The 22382-nt window shown below is 37.7% G+C and carries 28 protein-coding genes; 23 read left to right on the forward strand and 5 right to left on the reverse strand.

Going from position 1 to position 22382, the window contains the following annotated elements; translation table 11 throughout:
• Positions 1-65 precede the first annotated feature (65 nt).
• The 9 genes from ABC371_RS08955 (at position 66) to ABC371_RS08995 (ending at position 7166) form a co-directional block, all read left to right on the forward strand.
• The gene (locus tag ABC371_RS08955) at positions 66-896 is read left to right on the forward strand and encodes a hypothetical protein (RefSeq protein ID WP_412896481.1); all 831 of its coding nucleotides are present in this window, start codon (positions 66-68) and stop codon (positions 894-896) included.
• A 161-nt stretch (positions 897-1057) separates the two neighbouring features.
• Positions 1058-1549 carry a DUF2975 domain-containing protein gene (locus ABC371_RS08960; RefSeq protein WP_412896482.1) on the forward strand — a complete coding sequence of 164 codons (492 nt, stop codon included), beginning with the start codon at positions 1058-1060 and terminating at the stop codon, positions 1547-1549.
• Positions 1550-1559: 10 nt separating this feature from the next.
• Positions 1560-1769, forward strand: a complete 210-nt coding sequence (locus tag ABC371_RS08965; protein ID WP_412896483.1) for a helix-turn-helix domain-containing protein — start codon at positions 1560-1562, stop codon at positions 1767-1769.
• A 46-nt stretch (positions 1770-1815) separates the two neighbouring features.
• The gene (gene uppS / locus ABC371_RS08970; protein WP_412896484.1) at positions 1816-2577 is read left to right on the forward strand and encodes an undecaprenyl pyrophosphate synthase; all 762 of its coding nucleotides are present in this window, start codon (positions 1816-1818) and stop codon (positions 2575-2577) included.
• A 291-nt stretch (positions 2578-2868) separates the two neighbouring features.
• The gene (locus ABC371_RS08975) at positions 2869-3849 is read left to right on the forward strand and encodes a GGDEF domain-containing protein (RefSeq protein WP_412896485.1); all 981 of its coding nucleotides are present in this window, start codon (positions 2869-2871) and stop codon (positions 3847-3849) included.
• A gap of 316 nt (positions 3850-4165) precedes the next feature.
• The gene (locus ABC371_RS08980; RefSeq protein ID WP_412896486.1) at positions 4166-4486 is read left to right on the forward strand and encodes a PadR family transcriptional regulator; all 321 of its coding nucleotides are present in this window, start codon (positions 4166-4168) and stop codon (positions 4484-4486) included.
• Positions 4479-5669, forward strand: coding sequence for a DUF2812 domain-containing protein (locus ABC371_RS08985; RefSeq protein ID WP_412896487.1), 1191 nt, complete (start codon positions 4479-4481; stop codon positions 5667-5669). Before ABC371_RS08980 ends, ABC371_RS08985 begins: the two co-directional genes overlap by 8 nt.
• Positions 5670-5788: 119 nt before the next feature.
• Positions 5789-6373 carry a putative ABC transporter permease gene (locus ABC371_RS08990; protein WP_412896488.1) on the forward strand — a complete coding sequence of 195 codons (585 nt, stop codon included), beginning with the start codon at positions 5789-5791 and terminating at the stop codon, positions 6371-6373.
• A 199-nt stretch (positions 6374-6572) separates the two neighbouring features.
• Positions 6573-7166: an NADPH-dependent FMN reductase gene (locus ABC371_RS08995; RefSeq protein WP_116353183.1), complete on the forward strand. Its 594-nt coding sequence runs from the start codon at positions 6573-6575 to the stop codon at positions 7164-7166.
• Positions 7167-7327: 161 nt separating this feature from the next.
• Here ABC371_RS08995 and treR read toward each other — a convergent pair whose 3' ends face one another.
• Both treR and treP read right to left on the reverse strand, forming a co-directional pair.
• Positions 7328-8044 (reverse strand): trehalose operon repressor, encoded by a 717-nt coding sequence (treR, locus tag ABC371_RS09000; RefSeq protein WP_412896489.1) that lies wholly within the window; start codon positions 8042-8044, stop codon positions 7328-7330.
• Positions 8045-8134: 90 nt separating this feature from the next.
• Positions 8135-9562: a PTS system trehalose-specific EIIBC component gene (gene treP, locus ABC371_RS09005; protein ID WP_412896490.1), complete on the reverse strand. Its 1428-nt coding sequence runs from the start codon at positions 9560-9562 to the stop codon at positions 8135-8137.
• Positions 9563-9780: 218 nt separating this feature from the next.
• On the opposite strand from treP, the gene ABC371_RS09010 reads away from it, so the two are divergent.
• The 3 genes from ABC371_RS09010 (at position 9781) to ABC371_RS09020 (ending at position 12725) form a co-directional block, all read left to right on the forward strand.
• Complete coding sequence (locus ABC371_RS09010) at positions 9781-10914, forward strand: zinc-dependent alcohol dehydrogenase (RefSeq protein ID WP_412896491.1); 1134 nt, start codon at positions 9781-9783, stop codon at positions 10912-10914.
• A gap of 104 nt (positions 10915-11018) precedes the next feature.
• A complete protein-coding gene (locus ABC371_RS09015) occupies positions 11019-11483 on the forward strand; it encodes a hypothetical protein (RefSeq protein ID WP_412896492.1) in 465 nt (154 codons plus the stop codon).
• Between the two features lie 90 nt (positions 11484-11573).
• Positions 11574-12725 (forward strand): M20 metallopeptidase family protein, encoded by a 1152-nt coding sequence (locus ABC371_RS09020; RefSeq protein ID WP_412896493.1) that lies wholly within the window; start codon positions 11574-11576, stop codon positions 12723-12725.
• A gap of 62 nt (positions 12726-12787) precedes the next feature.
• Here ABC371_RS09020 and ABC371_RS09025 read toward each other — a convergent pair whose 3' ends face one another.
• Together ABC371_RS09025 and ABC371_RS09030 are read right to left on the reverse strand one after the other, a co-directional pair.
• Complete coding sequence (locus ABC371_RS09025) at positions 12788-13198, reverse strand: DUF3021 domain-containing protein (RefSeq protein ID WP_412896494.1); 411 nt, start codon at positions 13196-13198, stop codon at positions 12788-12790.
• 2 nt (positions 13199-13200) lie between these two features.
• The gene (locus ABC371_RS09030; RefSeq protein WP_412896495.1) at positions 13201-13653 is read right to left on the reverse strand and encodes a LytTR family DNA-binding domain-containing protein; all 453 of its coding nucleotides are present in this window, start codon (positions 13651-13653) and stop codon (positions 13201-13203) included.
• Between the two features lie 281 nt (positions 13654-13934).
• Between ABC371_RS09030 and ABC371_RS09035 the strand changes: the two genes are divergently transcribed.
• The 11 genes from ABC371_RS09035 to ABC371_RS09085 all read left to right on the forward strand — a co-directional run bounded on the left by ABC371_RS09035 (position 13935) and on the right by ABC371_RS09085 (position 21813).
• A complete protein-coding gene (locus ABC371_RS09035) occupies positions 13935-14513 on the forward strand; it encodes a DJ-1/PfpI family protein (RefSeq protein WP_412896496.1) in 579 nt (192 codons plus the stop codon).
• Between the two features lie 163 nt (positions 14514-14676).
• A complete protein-coding gene (locus tag ABC371_RS09040) occupies positions 14677-15333 on the forward strand; it encodes an MOSC domain-containing protein (protein ID WP_412896497.1) in 657 nt (218 codons plus the stop codon).
• A gap of 67 nt (positions 15334-15400) precedes the next feature.
• Positions 15401-15718 carry a hypothetical protein gene (locus tag ABC371_RS09045; protein WP_412896498.1) on the forward strand — a complete coding sequence of 106 codons (318 nt, stop codon included), beginning with the start codon at positions 15401-15403 and terminating at the stop codon, positions 15716-15718.
• Positions 15719-15933: 215 nt separating this feature from the next.
• Positions 15934-16755, forward strand: a complete 822-nt coding sequence (locus ABC371_RS09050) for an SDR family NAD(P)-dependent oxidoreductase (protein ID WP_412896499.1) — start codon at positions 15934-15936, stop codon at positions 16753-16755.
• The gene (locus ABC371_RS09055) at positions 16748-18271 is read left to right on the forward strand and encodes an AMP-binding protein (protein ID WP_412896500.1); all 1524 of its coding nucleotides are present in this window, start codon (positions 16748-16750) and stop codon (positions 18269-18271) included. Before ABC371_RS09050 ends, ABC371_RS09055 begins: the two co-directional genes overlap by 8 nt.
• 99 nt (positions 18272-18370) lie before the next feature.
• Positions 18371-18847 (forward strand): DinB family protein, encoded by a 477-nt coding sequence (locus tag ABC371_RS09060; RefSeq protein WP_412896501.1) that lies wholly within the window; start codon positions 18371-18373, stop codon positions 18845-18847.
• A 47-nt stretch (positions 18848-18894) separates the two neighbouring features.
• Positions 18895-19446: a hypothetical protein gene (locus ABC371_RS09065; RefSeq protein WP_412896502.1), complete on the forward strand. Its 552-nt coding sequence runs from the start codon at positions 18895-18897 to the stop codon at positions 19444-19446.
• A gap of 108 nt (positions 19447-19554) precedes the next feature.
• Positions 19555-19845, forward strand: coding sequence for a MazG nucleotide pyrophosphohydrolase domain-containing protein (locus ABC371_RS09070; RefSeq protein WP_412896503.1), 291 nt, complete (start codon positions 19555-19557; stop codon positions 19843-19845).
• Positions 19846-20099: 254 nt separating this feature from the next.
• On the forward strand, positions 20100-20642 hold the full coding sequence (locus ABC371_RS09075; protein WP_412896504.1) for a ribonuclease FAU-1 family protein: 543 nt from the start codon (positions 20100-20102) through the stop codon (positions 20640-20642).
• A 90-nt stretch (positions 20643-20732) separates the two neighbouring features.
• Positions 20733-21131, forward strand: a complete 399-nt coding sequence (locus ABC371_RS09080; protein WP_412896505.1) for a VOC family protein — start codon at positions 20733-20735, stop codon at positions 21129-21131.
• A gap of 70 nt (positions 21132-21201) precedes the next feature.
• Positions 21202-21813, forward strand: coding sequence for an FMN-binding negative transcriptional regulator (locus ABC371_RS09085; RefSeq protein ID WP_412896506.1), 612 nt, complete (start codon positions 21202-21204; stop codon positions 21811-21813).
• Positions 21814-22031: 218 nt separating this feature from the next.
• On the opposite strand, the gene ABC371_RS09090 is transcribed toward ABC371_RS09085, so the two are convergent.
• Positions 22032-22208 carry an aspartyl-phosphate phosphatase Spo0E family protein gene (locus ABC371_RS09090; protein WP_412896507.1) on the reverse strand — a complete coding sequence of 59 codons (177 nt, stop codon included), beginning with the start codon at positions 22206-22208 and terminating at the stop codon, positions 22032-22034.
• Between the last annotated feature and the right edge of the window lie 174 nt (positions 22209-22382).

A 22382-nucleotide genomic window follows, 5' to 3' on the forward strand; every position in this document is an offset into this window, starting at 1 on the left:
TTTTTCTGAATAAAACGAACACCTTTTCCACGCACACCCATAAATTGAATCTAGGGTGATTAACTATGCGAAATCAAAATCAAAAAGAATTTACTGCTTATCATCAAAAGTATTTTCGTCCATCATGTTTGAAAGCCTTAAATTTAAGATTTAATGATTGGAAATTTTATGATCCTTATTATGATAAAACGTATGATCAGATCCAGCTACCGCGAGAATTAACGAAGACACCTGAGGATACACTAATCAATTATTTTAGTATTCTACGAGAAGCTGCAACTCTAGGGGGGAGGTCTTGCGGTTCGATAGGCAATGGCGATCTTCCATTCCCGATTGCCTATAATTTTTTGTCCAAAGCATACCAAGAAAAACTAAGCTATGAAAAATATGTAGATTCGTTTGCAGGAATCGGACATACGAGTTTGCTAAAGCTCTGCCGAGTGCCAGCTGGTGAGCGGGAAATTAGATTTTTCTATGAAATTGAAACAATAGAATTGCGGGAAGATCTGATGGTTGAGTACTTTGGTTATTCGTATGGATTCATCCAGCTTGAACACGAAAAAGATGGCTTTCGAATTTCCAATGTGAGTAAGACTAGAGAAGATTTTCTATGTGCACCTTATCACGGTTGGAGCCATGATGGGGAATCGGTCGTAGAAATTAAATTTGGGCAATGGTGCAAAATGATTCAACATAAGTACCCCATAATGAAAAATGGATATACAAAAAACATCTGTTTTCATGGGAATGACGGAGCCGATTATTGTATCGTTTTTTTTACATTAACAAATGGAACAGACGTAGAAATAGCACAATTTCGCAAAAGAGCGAATGATGAGTGGAAACAGGTTCACATCAAGCCTGAAGAAGAATGTTTACCTAAAGAACACAAATAAAGGTGTATTAAAACCTGCGTTAATCTGTGAAGAATTAACGCTTTTTTGTTATTTTTTTTAAAAGTTACAACAAAAATAAAACTAAATTCAATAATATTTTATTGTAAAACGATAAAAACTATGGTAAATTAAATTGACAATAAATTAATGAGGTGCTTTTTATGAAACAAAGTTCAACCCTTTTTTTAAAGCTAGCTGTTATTATAATGGGAATTCCCGTTTTGGCTCTGTGCCTATTTTTATTACCTAAAATAGCGAAAGTAGCATTTGGGGAAGCGGCAAATGGTGCAACATTAGGTTATATGGTACTTGGCATTTTAACACTTATGTACATTTCGGCGGTCCCGTTTTATGTTGCATTGTATCAAGCGTTTAAGCTTTTGAATTATATTGACAAGAACATAGCTTTCTCGGATTTATCTGTAAGTGCTCTAAAGAAAATTAGAAACTGTGCCATTACCATTAGTTGCCTGTACCTAGCTGCCTTACCATTCGTCTTTTTCATAGCGCAGTGGGATGATGCACCAGGTCTTGTCTTAATCGGAATGGTCGTTGTTGGTGCATCAATGGTGATTGCTGTCTTTGCTGCAGTTCTAAAAAAACTTTTACAAGAAGCGATTCGTATTAAAACAGAAAATGATTTAACGGTCTGAGGTGAAAACAGTGGCAATTATAATCAATATAGATGTGATGTTGGCAAAAAGGAAAATGAGTGTAACAGAACTATCTGAAAGAGTTGGGATTACAATCGCAAACATTTCTATATTAAAAAATGGAAAGGCAAAAGCGATTCGGCTATCCACATTAGAAGCAATTTGCAAAGCTTTGGACTGTCAACCAGGGGATCTACTAGAATACCGAAGCGATAATTGATGGGACACTCAGGCCTCACTACTCGTACCAATGGAGGAGAAAAACAATGTCAATGAAAATTCCATTTTTTAATCAAAGGCAATTAAACAATACACTACAGTATTCTGGCCATGATACACCGGAACACATCGCAATTGTGATGGACGGAAACGGACGTTGGGCTAAGAAGCGTGGCCTGCCCAGAGTTGCAGGTCATAAAGAAGGGGTATCTGCTGTTTTTAAAATTGTCAAGGCTGCAGTTAAATGTAATGTGAAGGCACTGACACTTTATACGTTTTCTACGGAAAACTGGAAACGTCCAAAATCCGAGGTTGAAACGATATTGAGACTTCCTAAGGAGTTTCTACATATTTATTTGCCTGAGCTTATATCCAATAATGTCCGTATTGAGGCAATTGGGGACATGGACAATCTTCCAGCCCATACACGTGAAGCGATCCAGTATGCCATCCAACGAACCCGAGACAATAACGGTCTTCAGCTGAATTTTGCACTTAACTATGGGGGCAGAACTGAGATTTTGAATGCCATGAAAAAAATGTTCGCGGATATGAACGACGCGAAAATGTCGCTGGATGAACTAGATGAACAGCAATTTTCTCAGTATCTGTATACAGCTGGTTTACCAGACCCTGATCTGCTGATTCGTACGGGTGGGGAAAAGCGCCTGAGCAATTTTCTCCTTTGGCAGTTAGCCTATACGGAATTCTGGTTTACCGATGTGCTGTGGCCTGATTTCTCCGAAAAAGAGTTTCTTCAAGCACTAGAAGAATATCGGAAACGAAAGAGAAGATATGGCGGAATCTAAACTTATTTGAAGATAGGTTCGGTTGGTAGAGAAATCCTTTCATAACATAGTATTTTGGAGTGTGAATTTGCAAATAATTCATACTCTGTTTTTTTATAGTATCCATTCCCAAATTCTTGTTATCGTGTTTCTTTGTATGAGTAGGAATATTTACGTGCACAATACGATCTCGATTACACGTCTATTAAAATTAATCATAAACTTGATATAGTGAAATTTTTAAACAATTTCGGAGATTAAGGATATATAATAAATATAGATGCGGAGATTTAGAAAAAATACAATACCACTATGAGTTTACGTAAAGAAAGGGAACTTCCAATGTTATATATTCTTTTTATTGGAATGCCTGTATTCATTATAATCGGTTACACATTATGGAATAAGGTACGGAATAGAATGAAATACTTAAAAACGATTGCTGAATTAGTAGAGAATTCAAAAGACATCATATACTACTGTGAGATTAAGCCCGTGTTTAAGTATAGATATTTAAGTCCAGCTATTAATAAAATATTAAGCCCTACTTTAGTTTCAGATAGTATGAAAAATCCTTATACAGCTTATCAATTAATTCATCCTGATGATTATCATATTTTAGAGAAAAAAGCACTAGGTGAACTTGATTTTAGTAAACCGTTTATTCAAAGATGGAGGAACGAGGAAGGCATTTACATTAGTTTCGAGGAATACGCGACTCCTATCTATAATAAAGACGGTGAATTGATCGCTATGCAAGGAATCATTAGAAATATTAATGATAAAGTGATCCTGAAACAACAGTTAGAATATAAAGTGACACATGATTCACTAACAGGAATTTATAATCGAGAATATTTCGAGGCACAAGTTGAACATTATGATAAAAATGAAGATGTTCCAATCGCAATTATTATTTGTGATTTAGATGAGTTAAAGTACGTAAATGATACTTTTGGTCATAAGAACGGTGACAATTTAATAAAAGAAACGGCAAATCTTTTAAAGAAAGTCTTAGATCGAAATATAGTAGTATCAAGAATTGGTGGAGATGAGTTTTCCATTATGATCTTAAACACAAATCCATTACAAGTTGAAGCGATTTTAGAGGGACTAGAACTTGAGATCGATCGGTTTAATCGCTCTACCAACAAGTTTAATATAAAATTATCTAAAGGACATGCCTTTTATCATTCCTCTATAGGAAAAATGGAAGAGTTATTTACGAAAGCAGATAATAAGATGTATGAGGATAAAAATCAAAGAAAGAAACAATTAGCTATCAGTAGATAAGAAATCGGAGCGTTAATCCATGTTTACTACGATCCAAATGTTAGACATCGTCTAATACCTGGAGGTGCAGTACAACCGGGATTACATACCAATCTTGAATAAAGTATATAGACAGAAAAACCGCTTAAATCACATCGATTAGCGGTCTTTTTTTTGTGAAGTACAAACCAAATGATTTTGATTCACTGTTTTTTATTTACATTCGATATTTTATAAAGTATTATTATGTTACACGATATATCGGAATGCATAATATCGAGATACATAATAAGTCAGGGACAGGTTCCTTGTCCCAATGATAGAAGGGATGTTGAAAATGGCGTACAATGGCGGACCAATGACAGAAGCGATGTATTATGTACTACTGGCGTTAATGCATCCTAACCATGGGTATCAGCTTATGCATGCAATTACGGAAGTTTCAAATGGTCGAGTGAAAATGGGGCCAGGAACACTTTACGGAGTCCTTTCACGGATGCAAAAAGACGGCCTCATTTCATTAGCGGAAGATGACGGCAGAAGGAAGACCTATGAAATTACACGAGAAGGAGAACAAGCATTAAGGGTTGAGTATGATCGATTAAAATCCATGATACAAGATGGGAATATTTTAGAGGATGGTGATGGGAATGAATAAGATCGTTCGAAAAATTCGCCCCAGTGATTATTGGCGAATCGGTGAGCATGAAAGCTGGTTTCAAGACATGGCAGCACAAGGGTTACATCTCAAAAAAATGGGTAAATTTTTTGCTCATTTTGTAAAAGGTGAACCGAAAAAAATGAGATATAGAATAGATGTATCAATGAAAAAGAAGATTTCACCAGAACAGATTGAGATGTATGCAGAAAGTGGCTGGGATTATGTGACAGGCTATCAATATTTTCAAGTGTATTCATCACCTGAAGAGCTTGATGCACCAGAAATCCATACTGACCCTGCTGAGCAGTCTTTTACGTTAAAGGAACTGGACAAAAAATTAATCTTAAATGCAGGTTTCGTTGTGGTCGCAATGCTTTTAATAATTGGCATGTTGTTTTCCATTTGGTTTCTCGATGGGACACCTACCTACATTTTGGTTGAAGGATTAGTTATTCCACAAACGTTTTTGACCATCATCATCGGGTATCAGGCATACAACTCACTGCTAGCAGCGAACTCTATTCGCACAATACGAAAAAGTTTAATTGAAGGAAAAACGATTGATCATCATGCCCCATGGAAGAAGCAGCATCAATTAAATTCGGTTATCGGTTTTCTTTTTACGATTGTTGCCGGATTGACCGTCATCTTTTCATTTACACAACTAATAAAAATGGATACGAAAACATTGCCTGAAGGAAGTATTAACTTACCGATTGTAAGATTAGCAGATATAGAGCAGAATCCTGCTTTAGGTCGTGGGGAGTCTGAATATATGAGAGACAATGTTGATTGGTCCAATCGATATTCATCTAATTGGAGTCCGTTTGCACCAGTTCAATATGAATCCGATGAAAACGGGTTGGTTCCAGAGGAAATGTGGGAAGACGAGAGCGGTGTATATTCACCAAGCATTGAAACAAGGTTTTACCAACTGAGTTTTCTAGATATGGCGGAGCCTCTAATATCTGATTTAATAAAAAGGCACAACTATGAAAATAGAATAGAAGATTTTATTGAAACTAAGAATCCAAGCTTTGATTATTTAATGGTTCGGAAGGAAGAGGATTTTAAAGAAGTCTACGCTTCCAAGGGAAAGAACGTCATCTATGTTCGATATTACGGCTATGCAAGCATTGAGTCGGTAGTAAAAGCCATTGAAAAGAAGATTACAGAATAATTCATTTGGATTCTATTAAACTGTTGAGCTATAGGTCAAAAAAATGAGGATGAAAATGTATATTTAACCGAAAAAAGGCAAATCCTAATCAAGAATATTATGCTTGAGGTGATTTGTCGGTGTTTCAGAGTGTAGTGACTGGTTTTAATTTTGAGATGCCCGTGCTTCTATCCTGGGATGGTGCAATGGCTGTCGTATTTTTCTTTACCATCTATTCGTTTTTGGGGTGGCTCCTGGAAAATAGCTACAACTTTGCTAGGAAACGAGTGTTTTTTAAGGATAACTTTTTCTTTGGGCCCTTTAAGCCAATGTACGGGTTCGCGCCCCTTTTGCTCATCTTTTTAATAGGAAAAGATATGCATTGGTCCGTGGTGTTGTTACTATGTTTTCTAATTCCAACTATCGTAGAGTATTGCAGTGGCTTCCTTCTAGAGTGGTTTTTTGGCCGGAAATGGTGGGACTATTCAGGGCATAAGTGGCAGCTACAGGGACATATTTGTTTTTCCTATTCGGTTTGTTGGATCGCTCTATCGTTAGTGAGCCTAGCCTATGTTCAACCAGTACTTCGGGATTTGTATGAGGTAGTGGGAAGCTATTGGGCGTGGATATGGCCAACTGTAGCACTCTATTTTCTTGGTGAACTCCTATTTGCAATTAGAAGGCATATACCAGAAAACATACGTGCCGGAAATCCAATTCAATAATACGTATTTAAGATTGAATCATAATAGACGCTTAGTTTACCTAGGCGTTTTAATATTTAAATCTTTTTTAGGTCTTTTGGTTGACAAGATCCTATTTTTAATATAACATTTATCTTGAAGTTAAGATAAATACTTCTGAGATAAAATAATTAAAGGTATTTTACAAAAATATCCTTTAATATAAAAAAGGAGAGACATCATGGGTTTATTAGATAAACTTTTTGGTAACCAACAAAAGGAGGAAGAAGTAATGTCAAACGAAAAATTAAACATTGGTATTATTTTAGGTAGTACTCGTGAAGGACGCGTAAGTCCTCAAGTAGGAGCATGGGTAAAAGAAATCGCAGATAAGCGTGGAGATGCTAACTACGAAATCGTTGATATCGCAGACTTCAAATTACCATTCTTAGGTGAAGCAGATGCACCTGGAATTGCTGCTTGGAACGAAAAATTAGCTAATCTTGATGGATTCGTATTCATCGTTCAAGAATATAACCACTCTATCACTGGAGCATTGAAAAATGCGTTAGACCTAGCTCGTGAAGCTTGGAACAACAAAGCTGCTGGTATCGTAAGTTACGGTTCAACTGGTGGTGCACGTGCTGCAGAACATCTACGTGGAATCATGGGTGAATTAATGATCGCGGACGTTCGTACACATCCAACACTTTCATTATTCACTGACTTCGAAAACGGTTCTGAGTTCAAACCACAAGACCTACACTTAGACAACGTAAACTTAATGTTAGACCAAGTAGTAGCTTGGAGCGGAGCATTAAAAACAGTACGCTAATAACGAAAAAAACAGGATGAGCCTTTAAGTGGGCCATCCTGTTTTTATTAGTTCTGTATCTCCTGGAAATCCCCAATTACGACCCCGTAAAGGACCGTACCTAGTTCACAATCTCCTAATAGTATCCATTCGCAAACTAGATAAATAGCCCCAATCCCTATCTACACATGTGCCCTCCGCGCAAAATCGACAAACCGGAATTTGTCTGGGCGGTGGCGGGACTCGGTGTATTGAAATAAACTCGCATTATCTAAATATACATAGTTTTTGATGACCACAACATTATGAAAGCCATCCAAATCAAGAAGCTCTAGATCCTCATCAGTTGGCTCGACAACTGTAATTTCTTTCTTGGCAAAACTAATCGTTAACTCCAATTCATTTTCCAAATAGGCATAAATGGAATCCTCGCAAATCTCCTTGGTGAGCTCTGGGACATACTTTCGAGAAATAAAGTCCTTGTCCAAAATAATTTTCTCGCCGCCCATTTCCCTTGTGCGTAAGACCTTCCATACTTGTTCCTTGCTTGCAAGTTGAAGCTGTTGCTTAATGAATGTATCTGGCTTACCAACCGTCAACTCGTGCACAATTGTCTTCGGCTTGTCACCCATCTTCTCTGCTAGCTCCTTAAAACTCACAAGACCGGAAACAGGAAAATCAAACTTATTCACATCAATGACAATGGAACCTTTACCCTTCATCTTTTGAATATACCCATTTTGCGAAAGCAGGTTGAGTGCCTTTCTGATTGTTTCACGAGAGGTATTATAAGTGTCCTTCAGTTCATTTTCAGAAGGTAAAAGACTATTCGTCTTAATGTTTCCGTTTTTAATTTCTTCAACTATATCGCTATAGATTGTTAGATACTTGTTATTCATGAAGAATCCCCAATCAGTGTATAAATATTTATACTTATTTTACCGCATTAACGCAAAAAAGGGGAGGGGGATTTTCCCCTCCCATCTATATTATTTTTTACCAAATGAAATTTTGCCAACATTAGCTTTTGCGAAGATTACAGTTAAGATAAATGGAATGACTATCGCAACAGCCATTGCAATGGCAAACATAAACCAATACTCGTGTTGGATGGATAAGATACCTGGTAGACCACCCACCCCGATTGATTCTGCCATAACACCGCTACTTACTGAGATGATCGCCGCAACCATGGAACCAAGCATCGCAGCTAAGAACGGGAATCCGTATTTTAAGTTAATACCAAACATTGCAGGCTCTGTTACACCGAGGTAACAAGAAATACATGCCGGGATAGAAACTTGTTTTTCTTCTTCATTTTTACGATTAATATAAATCATCGCTAGAACAGCAGAACCTTGGGCAATATTTGATAAAGCAATCATTGGCCATAGGTTTGTTCCGTCAAACTCGCTCATCAATTGAAGGTCAATCGCATTTGTCATATGGTGTAATCCAGTGATAACAAGTGGTGCATAGGCAAATCCAAAGATTGCTGCAAATAACCAACCAAATGCTGATGTTAAGCTTGTGTACACAACATCAGAAATCCAAGAACCAATTGTCCAACCGATTGGTCCAAGAATGGTATGGGCAATTAAAACCGTAGGAATTAATGCGAAAAATGGAACAATAATCATTGAAATCGCATTTGGTGAAATCTTACGGAAGAAACGCTCTAAATAAACAAGTACGAAACCAGCTAAGATAGCAGGTATAACTTGTGCTTGGTATCCGATCATTTCAATTTGTACAAATCCAAAATCCCAAACGGGTATTTCATCTGAGGTTGCGACCCCATATGCATTTAGCAATTGTGGAGATACAAGCGTAATTCCTAGCACAATCCCAAGGACTTGTGAGGTACCCATTTTACGTGTAATTGCCCATGTGATTGCAACCGGTAGGAAATGGAACACAGCTTCACCAATTAACCAGAGGAACGCATGGATTCCTGCCCAAAATTGAGAAACTTCCACAATTGTTTTTGTACCGTCTTCAAGTAATTTAATTTCTCCAATCACATTTCGGAAACCGAGAATTAAACCCCCAACAACAAGTGCTGGAATAATCGGTGTAAAAATGTCCGCTAAATGGCCCATCATACGCTGAAGCCAGTTCATATTTTGTTTTGCAGCAACCTTTGCTTCTTCCTTGCTGGTGCCATCAACACCAGCGTGTTTTACGAATTCATTATAAAAAGAAGCAACTTCATTACCAACAATGACTTGGAATTGACCGGCTTGTGTGAAAGTGCCTTTTACTAGCCCGATCTCTTCGATCTTTTCTATGTCGGCGTTTTTCGGATCGTTTAAAACGAAGCGCATTCTCGTTGCGCAATGTGTAACTGCAGCGATATTTTCTTTCCCACCAATGTGGTCAAGCAAGTCTTTCGCAGGATCAGTGTACTTACTCATTGTTATTTCCCCCTAACTCCACAAGATGTCGAATCTTGTATATACATGTCGTGATTACGTTTTCAGTTTAACCTGTATATACAAGTATGTCAATTGTTTTATCTCACTAATTTTTAGCTTCTTCGAATATAGGATTTTTATGACAAAACAGCCTAAGTATAACTTCTCATGTGTCGCAAAAAATAACCGAGAAACAACAATAGGAATGGAGTGTAAAAATGAAGGCTGTTACGTATCAAAATCCATATAAAGTTGAAGTCAAAGAAGTCGAGGATCCGAAAATCGTCAAAAAGGACGATGTGATCGTGCGCATCACCTCAACTGCGATTTGTGGCTCTGACCTCCATTTATATCAAGGGAATTTTCCACTGCCTGATGGCTATGTAATTGGACATGAGCCAATGGGGATTGTCGAAGAAGTTGGTCCTGAAGTCACTCACGTAAAAAAGGGAGATCGGGTTGTTATTCCTTTTACTGTTGCATGTGGTAAATGTTATTACTGTGAACATGAGCTTGAGAGTCAATGTGACAACTCAAATCCACATTATGACTCAGGTGGTTATTTTGGCTATTCTGAAAAATTTGGTGACCACCCAGGAGGGCAAGCGGAATACTTACGAGTTCCATTCGGAAACTTTACTCCATTTAAAATTCCGGAGTCGTGTGAATTAGAGGACGAGGCATTGCTTTTCCTCAGCGATGTTCTTCCTACTGCTTATTGGAGCGTGGTGAATGCTGGCGTGAAGGAAAGAGACATAGTCATTATCCTTGGATGTGGACCGGTCGGCTTGATGGCACAAAAATTTGCATGGATGAAAGGAGCAAAACGTGTCATCGCAGTCGACTATATTGGGTATCGAATGGACCATGCCAAAGCGACTAATAAAGTGGAAGTCTTTGATTTTACAAAAAATGACGATATGGGTGAGCATTTAAAGGAAATTACAAGCGGCGGAGCCGACGTTGTGATTGACTGTGTAGGAATGGATGGGAAAAAATCGCCACTTGAATTTATCGAGCAAAAGCTAAAGCTTCAAGGTGGAACGCTTGGTCCGATTCAAATTTCAACGAAAGCTGTTCGAAAAGGGGGTACAGTTCATCTCACCGGCGTGTATGGTGCAAATTATAATATGTTCCCACTAGGTGCCTTTTTCTCCCGTAATATCACTTTAAAAATGGGCCAAGCCCCAGTTGTTCATTTTATGCCAGAACTCTACAAAAAAATCGTCGACAAGGAGTTTGATCCAACCGATATTATTACCCATAAACTATCCCTTGATGAAGCAAGCCACGGCTACAAAATCTTTAATGGCCGCGATGATGACTGCATAAAGGTTGTCTTAAAACCATAAACAACACTCTCGACAAGTTTCTCACTTGTCGATTTTTATTGATAATTCAATCCTCTTTATTTAGTAAAATGGAATTAACATTATTTAGCAGAAGGTGAGAATGAATGTGGTTTTATTGGTTCATGCTTATTTTTTGTTTGGCAATTGTACTTATGGCCATTATTATCATACCCTGGATAATCATTGCTTTAGGAATTGAAACAATTCGTGAACGAAATAAAAAAACTAGGACAAAAAATAGCAAAAAGGGTAGTAAGCTTGAGAATTTTAAGAGTTCTATGAAATTAACTGGGGTACTATTTGGCTTTGCACTTGTTGCCACATTTTTGGGATATGTGAGTGTTCCATATCTAGAAGATTTCCCACATGTCATTCAAAGAGAGTTTTCTTCTGAAGAAGGTTTTATTGAATATGTAGATGATCGAGGAAAAAGTCGGAAACATGAAGTTAAGGTTAACGGGGAATGGTTTTCCTCAACGGCCATTAAAAGGAAACATGTCGGTCGTTATATAACCTTTGAGTATTTACCAAATACCAAATTGATAGTTTTATATAAAATGAGGGAATGAAGGCTAGAGGGTTAGGTGGGTTATGTCTTTAGAGAATGTTATGCAAATTTTATTGGAGATTCTATTTAATAATTTATAGGGGGGATTTCAGTGGATAAGAAGAATCTAAAGATGGCAATTCAACTTCGTCATGACTTACATATGCATCCGGAATTGTCCTATCAAGAGTTTTGGACGAAACAACATTTAATGGATTTCCTTAAAAAACATACAACAAACTTAGACATCATCGATAAGGGGAACTATTTTTATGCCAAGTATACGGCCGGGGGTGATAAACCAACTATTGCATTTAGAGCGGATTTTGATGCCCTTCCCATTCCAGAAACAATTGACCTACCATGGAAGTCGACTGTTCCGGGGGTATCTCATAAATGTGGCCATGATGGACATTCTGCTACTCTTGCCGGATTTGCGCTTGAAGTGGATCAAAAGGGTGCGGATAAAAATATTATTTTCCTTTTTCAACATGCAGAGGAGACAGGTCAAGGGGCCATTGAATGTGCCGAAGTAATAATGGAAGAAAAAATCAATGAGGTTTTTGGCTATCATAATATGTCAGGAATTGAGTATAATGCGGTGCATGTAATAGATGGAACTGCCCATTGTGCCTCAAAAGGAATGTCCATTGAAATGAAAGGTTCACCGGCACACGCTAGTCAACCGGAGAATGGAATTAATCCTTCTTTTGCAATTGCTAGAATCATAGAGGCTTTACCAAGTCTTACATCTTCAGATCAGTATGAAGGTCTAGTTCTATGCACAGTTGTTCAGGTGAATATTGGTGCGGAAAATTACGGAATTGCAGCCCATCATGGTATCCTGCGATTAACAATTCGGGCTGAAAAAGAAGTGGAATTAAACATGCTTCAACAAAAGGTAGAAGCTCTTGCTTTAAAACTAGGGAAAGAGCAAGGCATCAAGGTTCATTTTTACTATCGGGATGAATTTCCGGAAACCGTCAATCATCAGGAATCGGTTAATAAAGTACGCAAAGCAGCGGTCGACAAAGGCTTATCATTACGTGAGCTAACCTCACCATACCGCGCATCAGAAGACTATGGGCATTATTTAAAACGTATACCAGGTGCTTTTTTCTATATTGGAAACGGTGAAGAGCATCCACCCATCCACACCTTTGAATATGATTTCCGCGATGAGATCATTGAAACGGGGGTAGAGATGTTTAAAGGACTTGCCGGGATGGAGGAATTAAAGCTTTTCCAAGACCTATCCGTATGAAAAAGGCATTAACTCTCGAAAGCTTAATGCCTTAGGGGATTTTCTATTAGCCGCCGGTGAAATTATAGTTTCTTTAAATCAGCATTTAATTTCCTTGCTTGATTTTTGAAGTAAAGATAGAAGGCAGTCCATAGGATTGCATAGATAATTATGGCGATGATGAGTGTTAATAATATGCCCTTTAGTGTAAACGGAATCCATCCAATCGTAAGCGCCAAAATTAGGTAAAGAATTAAAACAGTTAAAAAGTGAAGAATCGTTTGCTGGTAAAGTTTCAATTGTCTAAGTTCAAAGTATGAAGGCGCGACTGTAAAAAACCATCCGCAAAGAACCGAACCGATGGAGTTCTTGAAAAATAAGTCCCCTTCTATCATTTCGATACCGCCAAACAGGTAAATTAAATTGGTGCTAAGCACCGCAACAAAGCTACCGAAGAAAATTCCTAACAAACTACGAAATAACATTTTTTTCATGATCATTTCCTCCTATTTAATTTTAGTGCTGCTTTTATCACAGGTACATAGGTGCGGGAGACATATTCCTTTTTACCGGATTTGAAATATACACAGAGTGTCCCATTGAACGACGCTTCAAAACGGCTTAATTCGTGCAAATTGGCAATCACTGATTTAGATAGACGGATAAAGTTAGATGAAGGTAGCGAAGCCTCGAGCTCATATAGCTTTTCCTTTAAAATAAATGAATCTGTTCCTGTAACGGCGACAACCTGTTCATTTTCGGTATGAAAATAGTGAATATCAGCGGGTTTTAGAATATGTTGCATTTCACCCTTTCTTCCAATGATGAACGGGTGCTCTCTTTCGTGGATAAAATCAATTAGCTCCTTAATGTTTTCATCTAAATTTGGAGATTCGATGGTAACTCTTGCTTCTTTAAACGCTTTGTCAATATTTACGAATAGCTTCAACTTTTAGACACCTCATTTCAGATATAAAGTATAAGTGTTCTTCTTTCGATATCCCTCTTTTTTCATTACCCCCTCGTATTGTTTTTCTATTTCCATTGTAAGGTGAAATATCTTTTGTGTCTGGAAAATTACGGTAAGTGGCAGATAATTGAGGGTAAGTTGCTGAAAGTAACGAGTCACACCACTTGTTTTATACTCTGAGGTATTTCAATGCTTCTTTTTAAAGGAGAAGGGAAATGTGTCAACCTTGTAGAATCTCTAGAGAAAAGGGGTGCTTTTTAATGAAGAAAATATTACTCGCCATTTATGACTCTTTTTCTGAGTTTGAGATAACCGTGGCAACCGCGATGCTGAGAGGGACTTATGAGATTGTAACTGTTGCAGATTCGCTCAAAACGATCACGGGTGAATCTGGGCTACAATTTGTACCGCATTTGATGTATCAACAGGTGGATGCAACAGAGTATGAGGGCATTATTATCCCTGGGGGAGACCTGATTCATGTGAAGGACACGGAAGAACTGTTTGAACTGACAAACTGCTTTTACACACAAAATAAACTAACTGCCGCCATTTGCAGTGGTACATATGTGCTGGCAAGAGCGGGAGTACTCGTAGACAAACCATATACAGTCACTCTCCATCAAGAGCAACGTAACTTCCTAGGTTGTTTTGAAGAAGAAAATTTTCGGTATGAGCCGGTTGTGAAAGTGGAAAATGTGATCACGGCACAGGGTCATGCCTATGTTGACTTTAGGCTTGCTATCGCGGAGCAACTTGGAGCACTGACTCATCCCGATTTTACGAAAGAATTTTATAATGGAGAACGGAATCGGTTAATGGAAGAAGGGTTGAAGTGAGCGGACTGTAGACTGATCACTTCAATCTTTATTCTAATACCTTATACATTAGAAACGGCAAGATTTTTATATTTGGCTTTATTGTACAAAGACCCGCTTGCCTTATTGGCACATATCTTCTCTTCCGTTATAGTAAAATGATAGGAAGAAAGGGGGAATAGCCATGACAATCGAAATCAAGAATTTTTCAATTGGGCTACCTGAAAAAATGACGTACGGAAAAAATGAGGAAATGATGACAGCGATTCGTAAGCAGGCTGTAGAAGAGGCACTTTTAACAAAAGATGGATTCCGAGGAGATGGGGTTGCGGATTTAAAGCATCATGGTGGTCCTGACCGTGCTGTTTGTGTATATCCATATGAACATTATTCAATGTGGGAAAGTGAGTTTTTAGTTCAGCTTCCACTTCCAACATTCGGGGAAAACTTAACCATCACGAAGATGGAAGAAAAAGCTGTGTGTATCGGCGACATTTATCAGGTTGGGGAAGCAGTTATCCAAATCACCCAAGGGCGCATTCCATGTAGTACCATCACCAAAAAAACAAACAACCCATACCTTTTAAAAATGATGGTCCAAACAGGATTTACTGGATACTTGGCACGTGTTTTAAAAGAAGGCACGGTACGAAAGGACTCCACCATTTCATTAGTAGAGAGAAACCCTAAGCAAGTCTCGATTCTTGAAGCGAATGAGATCTATTTTAAAAAGCCAAGGGACATTGAGGGGATTCAAAAGATTTTAGCAGTAGAGGAATTGGCTGATGAGTGGAAAGAGATGTTGCATGAGCGGCTAACTAGATTAGAAGCTAGCCACTAATTTTTTGAAACCTTTTGTGTAAAAATTCGTAAAAGGGGATAACAAATTCATTCGGGGAGTTGGAAGGATGAAAAACATTTACTGTGAAAAATGCTCCGCAGAAATCACGGATAAAAGCGATCTTGTGATCACAACGTATTTTCTCTTTGTCAGGGCCTATCATGATCGTTGTTATTCCAAATCGTTAAAAGGCTGGGAAACGGTGTTTGTCGGAAATGAACCAATAAATGGCACTTCAGGAAACGCTAAAGCGATTCTTGGATTTGTTTTAGCTATGATTCTATTTTTAACTAGTAGTTTATATTCGCTTATAGGCATTGTTGCCCTATACCTTCCGCTGATGCGGTTGTATGCTTGGTACAGTATTGAGCGGTATTTAGAGTAGTTTTTGAGGGAGTTAATCCAGAGAAGATCAGTGCCCTTTTTGAGGGGGAAGACGTTGTTTATTTAATAAAAGAGTAATAGTTTTGTAGTGAAGACCCGAACGAGTAGCCGAGACCGTGAAAAAGGTCTTCATAAGCTTGATGAAGACCTAAACAACCCACCAAGTCCATGGAAAAGTCCTTCATCTAAAAAAACAATCTTGAAAAAGGTGCCCACATGCGTAGATTGATAGAATCCCTTCTGTTTTTACCTACATATTTAAATAAAAAGAAGCTCTACGCCCAATTAACCGGAAAAACCATCGTCATCACGGGTGCGAGTTCAGGGATCGGCAAGGAAGTGGCTTATCAATTAGCTGGCATCCAGTGTCATCTAATCCTCGTCGCAAGAAGAGGCGAAATGCTCGAAACCATTAAAAAGGACATCGAAAAGCAAACAACTAAGGTGAGTATCATCCAAACGGATCTTAGAAAAGAGGATGAGCTCAATAACTTCCTAGCCTTTTTAAACAATCAGCCAACTATAGATATTTTCATCAGTAACGCAGGTCTCTCCATAAGACGCTCCATCTATGAATCTGTTGACCGATATCACGATTTTACTAGAACCATGGCGATAAATTACTTTGCGCCTGTAAAAATAGCGTTATCCATTATTCCAACCCTACAAAAAAGCCATGGACAGATTATCAATGTATCGACTGTCAACACAAGATTAGCACCAGTTCCCTATTTCGCGGCCTATCAGGCATCAAAATCAGCGTTTGATGTATGGCTAAGATCGATTTCACCAGAATTAAAGAAAGTCGCAGCAACGTCCATTTACTTACCACTAGTCCGGACACCCATGATTGAACCAACGGAAGGGTATCGCAATACGCCAGCAATGACGCCACACAATGCTGCTAAACTCATCTGTAAATCAATGTACACTCGCAAGAAAAAGTATCAACCGTGGTGGCTTATTTTTGGACAACTGGTCTCCATTTCCATAACGAATTTAAGAGATTTTTCAAAGAAGGGTAAGCAAAATGATTAGACTTTTTTATGTGTTATATAAAATAAAACTGCTTTCTCCAATCGGGGTGTACCGCTTATTCACGTCGATCATTTCATGCGGTATCAATTTGATGACACTCTTACATTTTGCAGAAAAGAAATACTCCAACAGAATTGCACACGTGGACGACCATGAAACGCTCACCTACAAACAGCTTCTAGACCAATCGACGAAACTTGCTCAGTCTCTAGTAGAAAAAGCCAATCTTCAAGGTGGACAAAAAGTCGGTATTTTATGCAAAAATCATGCTTCACTCGTCAAATCAATTTTCGCCATTTCCCGAGTCGGTGCAGACCTCTATCTATTAAACACGGAAAACAGCAAGCAACAATTCAACGATTTTGCAGAGCGACATAATTTCGACCTCGTCATCTATGATGCCGAATTAAGTCCCATCCTTGAAAACTATACCAAACCAAAAATTGTAAGCTATCATAACTACCACCCAGCTATCAGTAATTTTTTAAACTCAAAGACAAATCAAGGAACCTTGTCTCGTACCACTTTAGGCAAAATCGTCCTGCAAACCAGCGGTACAACGGGAATGTCAAAAGATGCGGCACATCAACCGTCACTTTTTCATTATTTACATCCATTTGTGGCATTTATTAAACGATTGCGGATTTTGGACCATCACAATGCGTTCATCGCAACTCCAATTTATCATGGATATGGGATTGCTGTTCTACTGTTATTCATACCGTTAGGGAAAAAGGTAGTCATTACCAGTGGTTTCAATGCAAAAAAAGCCTGCGAAATCATAAACAATCAACAAATCGAGGTCGTAACCGTTGTCCCGTTAATGCTCCAAAAAATGCTGCAAGCAAACCATGAACACTTAAAATCGCTCAAATGTATCGCATCAGGCGGAGCAAAGCTCCCAACAAAGCTTATTGATGAGACGTTTCAAAAACTAGGTCCCATCCTCTACAATTTGTACGGCACCTCAGAATCGGGATTGAACTTCATCGCCACCCCGAAGGACTTATTGCATTCGGTGACAACCATCGGTAAAAAAATAGAAGGACTTAAAATTAGTATATTAGATTCCAACAAAACTGAAGTTCCAACTAGTACAATCGGTCAACTCCACATTCAAAATGATTGGTCCATTCACAAGGACATTTGGATTGAAACGGGAGATGCTGGCTATCGTGATGAAAATGGCTATTATTTTTTATGTGGAAGAATGGACGATATGGTCATTTCAGGCGGGGAAAATGTGTACCCAGTTGAAGTTGAACAAGTCCTCATCCAGCACCCATACATTCACGACGTTGCGATTATTGGAATCGACGATGAGCAGTTTGGCCAACGCTTGAAAGCAATTGTCGTTCCAGAAAAAAATACAAGCCTAACAGAAGAAGAATTACGAGAGTGGCTCCGCCCTAGGGTAGCCAGATTTCAGCTTCCAAAAGAAATTTCAATAGTTGACCATCTGCCGTACACACCTCTAGGCAAGCTTGATAAAAAACAAATAGAATTAGACAAATAAACATGCTTTTTAGCAAGTAGAAAAGGAAATCGTCCCAATAATGGCTAATTCTTACAGATATTGTTAACAAAGATTATGGCATATGGGAGGATACATAAAATGAAAACGCTATTTCGCTATAACTGGCAGGTTAGAGACGATTGGTTTACATGGTGCGAAGGCGTGCCAGAAGAGGAGTTACTTAAAAAACGGGTTGGTGGGGTCGGTAGTATCCTGCACACTCTATTTCATATTGTGGAGGTTGAACGAAGTTGGATTCACCTTTTGAAAACACAGCGAGATCCAGGAGAACCTCCATTTGAGGATTACGCTAGCTTGGAAAAAGTGAAAGCTCTATCGAACCAGTTTCATAAAGAAATTGAACCGTTTATTATGTCTTGGTCAAATGAAATGGACTCACAATCCGTTGCAATTACCTATCCTGATGGCCATAGTGAAACCTTTATGCAAGGGGAAATCATGCGGCATGTCATCGCTCATGAAATACACCACATTGGTCAGCTGTCTGTGTGGGCAAGAGAACTTGGACGGGAACCGGTGACAGCAAATGTAATATCTAGAGGGCTATTCGAATAATAGCAAGGGTCTTTAACGGTTGAAGAAGAGTTAAAAAAGAGGTGTTTGTGATAAAAAAAGTATTTGCGTTATTTGCGTTGTTAATTGTAATAACTGGATGCCAAAATAAAGAAGTTTCCACAGATTTTAAGAAAATTGAGAGATTAGTAGAAGAGATTCAAGTCTTGAAGGATGAAGCCGTGAAAACAGAAAAAGAGCTAGAGGCATTACGTGATATTGAAAGACAATACAAGTACCAATTCACAAACACCCCAACTATTAACATGAATACCTCTTTCTTGTTTTATAATTTACAAAAAGAAAACGTGGAATGGTTGAATGAACATACCACTGACGAACTTCGTTTTGAAAAAAAGAGTGGTGAAATATATGCGATAACGCAAAGTTATGAAAGAAAAGTTACCTATAATACGGATAATCAGACCTTGGAAAATTGGTATATCGAAGGAATCTCTTTTGAACCAATGGATAATAGAGCTGAAGTAACAATTCGTCCACATTATGTTTGGGAAAGTGATGCGGTTCTGGAAGCTAGATACTTCCATTTAATCTTCGTAAAGATAAAGGAAGATTGGTATCTTCAGGATATAGCTTTGTAATGGATTTCATTCTTTTAGAAGAAACCTTACAGTGAGAGGGTGAATCAAACAAGACAACTTATCTATAGATAAATATTATGTAAGCATCGTTAGAAAAAGGGAGATAAAATGGATACCAATATGACGATTAAAGAATTACAGAATTACATAAAGGAGAAGGACTATAAGCCAGAACTAAAAAATGCCTACTTTCAAAAGTTAATTGAAGAAGTAGGTGAACTCGCAGAAGTATTGCGTAAAGATAAACGAATGGAACAACAAGGCACCATTAAAGGCACAATTGAAGAAGAATTATATGATGTTCTGTACTATGTTGTTGGATTAGCAAATATTTATGATATTGATTTAGAAACGTGTTTTCGTCTAAAAGAAGAACTCAATAAAGAAAAATATAAATAAGAGAACTGTGCAAGATACTGAGAGTTTTAAAGAAGTAGTCCGGTTGTTGTTCTATACAAAAGTAATATATGTAAAAATGCGTCCCTATTTAATAGAGGGGTATTTTTATCTTTAAGAGTTATTCATGGATCAGGTATGCAAATTTAAGAACGGAACTGTTATTTTGACTGCATTTGTTTATGGTTGCAAAGTGTTTTGGTGAGTAAGAAAAGTCAAAATCAACCAAACGGTATAAATGAAAAAAGGAGATTAGAATGCTGAAACGGAAATTCGGTGATCGGTCGGAGTGGAAGCGTGTTCTAAAGAGAAAGTATGCTCAAACATATCTTGAAAACAATGAATTTAAGGGCTATATCACTCTATTAAATACGATAAAGGTAACTGAACCATTATCGGTTAGCTATGAAGAAAAACGTGTACGTATTGTTGATGATGGCTATATGTGGCTGCAACAATTTCCTCTGAACGAACATCATTCGGTCACAACAATGTTTGATGCGAATGGTGAAATCGTTCAATGGTACATTGATATATGCCTTTGTAACGGAGTTGAAAATGGTATACCTTGGATGGAAGACTTATTTCTAGATGTCATTTTGCTACCATCTGGAGAAATTATTGAAAAAGATGCAGAAGAACTTGAGGATGCACTATCTAAAGGAATGATTGATACATCTCTTTACGAATTGGCGTGGAATGAAATGAAGAAGATTAAACGTTTAATAAGTACAGATAACTTCAATTTGATAAAACTGTCTAACAGCCATAAGAGGATCTTATTTAATAATTTAAAGTAGCCAATATCATTCTAACGGGGGCTATGGTTGATGATTAAAAGCTGTTGAATGCTAACGAGCAGCATATCGGAAAAGAAAGGGGAGTTTTCATTGTCAAAGGGGTTGCTCCATCATATTGAAATATATGTATCAGATTTAAAAAGGACAGTAGACTTTTGGAGTTGGTTTCTTGAAGAACTAGGGTACACTCCATTTCAAGAGTGGGAAAGTGGACGAAGCTGGAAAATTGATGAAACATACATCGTTTTTGTACAAACAGAGGACAGGTTTTTAGATATTCCGTATCATAGATGCCGGGTAGGTCTTAATCACTTGGCGTTTCACGCAAGCTCACGTCAACATGTCGATGAAATGACAAATAAATTGATAGAAAAAGGAATCCATATTCTCTATCCCAAAAAGCATCCTTTTGCTGGGGGAGATGACCACTATGCCGTTTATTTTGAAGACCCAGACCGAATAAAAGTAGAACTTGTGGCTCCAAAATAGTGGGTGCTGCACTTTTTTGTTGAAAGTTTCACAAGGGAAATATGATTAATACGGAAAGGGCGGAATCAGTATGTACATACCCAAACAATTTAAAATTGAGGATAAAAGCACGATTTATGATTTTATAGAAAACTATAGCTTTGCCACTTTAGTTTCTCAGCATAATGGAGAACCTTACGCAACCCATCTTCCCCTGGTATTAAATAAATCCGAAAAGGCGCTGTATGGTCATTTTGCTCTCCCAAACCAACAATGGAAGGATGCTGAAAATCAGCAAATACTTGTTATTTTTCAGGGGCCTCATTGTTATGTATCTCCTTCTTGGTACGAAACAATGAAAGCCGTACCCACATGGAATTATGTGTCGATCCATGTATATGGAGAGATGGAGATCATTGAAGACCACAAAGTAATAATTGATTCTTTAAATGATATGGTAAAAAAATATGAAAGTCCTGATAGTCCATACAATTTAAGTGAAGTTGACCCCAACTTTATCGAAGGAATGAGCAAGGGAATTGTAGTCTTTAGAATCAAGATTACAAAAATGGAAGCAAAGGCTAAATTAAGTCAAAATCACCCTGAAGAACGACAGGAGTTAATTATTAAACAATTAGAAAACACTTCCCTACAAGATAATAGACAGATAGCTTCTCTTATGAAGAAAAATCTACAAAAATAAAGAAAAAGCTATTCAACTTTGTCAGATTGTGACTTCGGTAGCGGTAATCCAAAAAAGGATTATCGCTTATTTTGGTTAAAAAAGCATTTGACCTCTATATGAAAGTTAGGTTATTATATTGAAGTTTTTTTGTGAGGTAAAAGTTAAAGAAAAGGTATGAAAATGGGTGTCACAAATGAACTAAATATGCAGGCGAACGTAGGACACCTTGAAGTAGATTAATGAATCTGATACTTTTTAAAAGCATTTAATAAACGATCGAGTTCTTGACTACATTTAATGGTCTTACTGTTTAACATCCCATTTAGAGTAGCAAGTCGAATCATTTCATCTCTCTTTTGAACGATTGATAGAATAAGAAATTCTCTATTAGGTTGTGTACTTTCTTGTAACAATTTTTACACCTCTTTATTAATTTAAAGCTTTACTTAAAACAAACACAAACATTATTATGCAAAATTCTTAACAAAAATAAAAGGCTTTCGACAAAATAAGTCAAAAGAAGCTAAAAAGAATGTGACAAAAAGATAACGAAGATAACTACCTCTTTACAGAATATTATTATTGAC

The sequence above is a fragment of the Bacillus jepli genome (genome assembly GCF_047238305.1).
GTDB lineage: Bacteria > Bacillota > Bacilli > Bacillales > Bacillaceae_L > Ferdinandcohnia.

Excerpts from the sequence above, each read along its gene's own strand:
- ABC371_RS09015 (WP_412896492.1), top strand. The coding sequence starts at position 11,019 with ATGTGGTTTTATTGGTTCATGCTTATTTTTTGTTTGGCAATTGTACTT.
- ABC371_RS09035 (WP_412896496.1), top strand. The coding sequence starts at position 13,935 with ATGAAGAAAATATTACTCGCCATTTATGACTCTTTTTCTGAGTTTGAG.
- ABC371_RS08960 (WP_412896482.1), top strand. The coding sequence starts at position 1,058 with ATGAAACAAAGTTCAACCCTTTTTTTAAAGCTAGCTGTTATTATAATG.
- ABC371_RS09070 (WP_412896503.1), top strand. The coding sequence starts at position 19,555 with ATGGATACCAATATGACGATTAAAGAATTACAGAATTACATAAAGGAG.
- ABC371_RS08995 (WP_116353183.1), top strand. The coding sequence starts at position 6,573 with ATGGGTTTATTAGATAAACTTTTTGGTAACCAACAAAAGGAGGAAGAA.
- ABC371_RS09050 (WP_412896499.1), top strand. The coding sequence starts at position 15,934 with ATGCGTAGATTGATAGAATCCCTTCTGTTTTTACCTACATATTTAAAT.
- ABC371_RS08980 (WP_412896486.1), top strand. The coding sequence starts at position 4,166 with ATGGCGTACAATGGCGGACCAATGACAGAAGCGATGTATTATGTACTA.
- ABC371_RS08985 (WP_412896487.1), top strand. The coding sequence starts at position 4,479 with ATGAATAAGATCGTTCGAAAAATTCGCCCCAGTGATTATTGGCGAATC.
- treP (WP_412896490.1), bottom strand. The coding sequence starts at position 9,562 with ATGAGTAAGTACACTGATCCTGCGAAAGACTTGCTTGACCACATTGGT.
- ABC371_RS09025 (WP_412896494.1), bottom strand. The coding sequence starts at position 13,198 with ATGAAAAAAATGTTATTTCGTAGTTTGTTAGGAATTTTCTTCGGTAGC.
- ABC371_RS09085 (WP_412896506.1), top strand. The coding sequence starts at position 21,202 with ATGTACATACCCAAACAATTTAAAATTGAGGATAAAAGCACGATTTAT.
- ABC371_RS08975 (WP_412896485.1), top strand. The coding sequence starts at position 2,869 with ATGAGTTTACGTAAAGAAAGGGAACTTCCAATGTTATATATTCTTTTT.
- ABC371_RS09010 (WP_412896491.1), top strand. The coding sequence starts at position 9,781 with ATGAAGGCTGTTACGTATCAAAATCCATATAAAGTTGAAGTCAAAGAA.
- treR (WP_412896489.1), bottom strand. The coding sequence starts at position 8,044 with ATGAATAACAAGTATCTAACAATCTATAGCGATATAGTTGAAGAAATT.
- ABC371_RS08955 (WP_412896481.1), top strand. The coding sequence starts at position 66 with ATGCGAAATCAAAATCAAAAAGAATTTACTGCTTATCATCAAAAGTAT.
- ABC371_RS09060 (WP_412896501.1), top strand. The coding sequence starts at position 18,371 with ATGAAAACGCTATTTCGCTATAACTGGCAGGTTAGAGACGATTGGTTT.
- ABC371_RS09040 (WP_412896497.1), top strand. The coding sequence starts at position 14,677 with ATGACAATCGAAATCAAGAATTTTTCAATTGGGCTACCTGAAAAAATG.
- ABC371_RS09055 (WP_412896500.1), top strand. The coding sequence starts at position 16,748 with ATGATTAGACTTTTTTATGTGTTATATAAAATAAAACTGCTTTCTCCA.
- uppS (WP_412896484.1), top strand. The coding sequence starts at position 1,816 with ATGTCAATGAAAATTCCATTTTTTAATCAAAGGCAATTAAACAATACA.
- ABC371_RS09075 (WP_412896504.1), top strand. The coding sequence starts at position 20,100 with ATGCTGAAACGGAAATTCGGTGATCGGTCGGAGTGGAAGCGTGTTCTA.
- ABC371_RS09045 (WP_412896498.1), top strand. The coding sequence starts at position 15,401 with ATGAAAAACATTTACTGTGAAAAATGCTCCGCAGAAATCACGGATAAA.